This is a genomic window from Streptomyces sp. NPDC093064 (assembly GCF_044754605.1).
Classification (GTDB): domain Bacteria; phylum Actinomycetota; class Actinomycetes; order Streptomycetales; family Streptomycetaceae; genus Streptomyces.
Window position 1 is genome coordinate 1 of sequence record NZ_JBIVPK010000157.1, and the last position, 1,173, is coordinate 1,173.

1 protein-coding gene is annotated in these 1,173 nt (G+C 70.6%); it reads right to left on the reverse strand.

Features of this window, described 5'->3' with window-relative positions; genetic code table 11:
* Positions 1–126 precede the first annotated feature (126 nt).
* Positions 127–1,173, reverse strand: a 1,047-nt coding sequence (locus ACIQFZ_RS43550; protein WP_402694015.1) for an IS701 family transposase, incomplete at its 5' end; no start/stop codon positions are given.

The following is a 1,173-nucleotide window of genomic DNA, read 5'->3' on the forward strand; positions in this document are numbered from 1 at the left end:
GTTAGGTTGGCTGGCGTGGGTGGTGTTCTGGCGGAGCTGAAGCGGGGATGCCGCGGTGGCAGGTGGGGCATGTGCCGGTCCATGCGCGTATGAGGTCCTGGAGCGTGTCGAGGACCTGGTAGAAGGTCAGGCCGGCGCTGTTGCTTTTGGGTCGAGACGGCGGAGGGTGAGGAAGGCGTGGGCCGCGGTGACGAGGGTGGCGTGGTGGTGCCAGCCGCGCCAGGTGCGGCCTTCGAAGTGGTCCAGGCCCAGGCCGTGTTTCATCTCGCGGTAGTCGTGCTCGATCCGCCAGCGCATCTTCGCCAGGCGGGCCAGGTGCCGCAGGGGGGTGTCGGCGGGCAGGCTGGTCAGCCAGTACTCGGTGGGTGCCTTCTCGCCGGCGGGCCATTCACTCAGCAGTGTCGCCGGGGGCAGAACGCCGTCCCAGGCGGTGGAGCCGCCCGCCCGGGCCATCGCGTGTCTGCGGGCTGCGACACCGGCCGGACGCACGATCCGCACCCGGAATCTCGAGCGCATCGGCCCCTTGGACCCAGTGCGCCAGGTCGCCTGCCGGTAGGCCTTGCGGCCGGTTTCGGCGGCAAGGTCCTTCAACGAGAACGCTCCGGTGCGGTAGCGCAGGGCGGGCTTGCGGCCGGTCCCGCTCCAGGCCGGTGCGGTGGGCACGGCGTCATGCGGATGGGCGGATTCGTCCGCCCGCACCGCGACGACGAAGTCCAGTCCGCGGTCAGCCAGAGCCTGCCGGAACGCGGTGTTCTGCCCATACCCGGCATCCGCGACGATCACCTGCGGGACAAGGCCCCAGCCGATCGCCTCGTCGATCAACTCCAGGGCCAGCCGCCACTTCTCCCGGTGCCCCACCTCCTCGGGCACCCCCGCCCTGGTCCGGCGTCCGGCGTCGTCCTGCCACTCCTGCGGCAGGAACAGCCGCCACGAGATCGGCACGGAGGCGGTGTCGGACGCGGCATGCAGGCTGACCGCGACCTGGCAGTTGGACTGCTTGCCCAGCGCCCCACACCACTGCCGGGCCACCCCCACCGACATCTTCCCGTCCTTGGGGAACGACACGTCGTCGATCACCCACACCATGGGATCGACGACGGGGACCATCTTGACGGCCACCGCCCGCAACACCGCGGCGTGGTCCCACGGCGACTGGTTCACGAACTGCTGCAA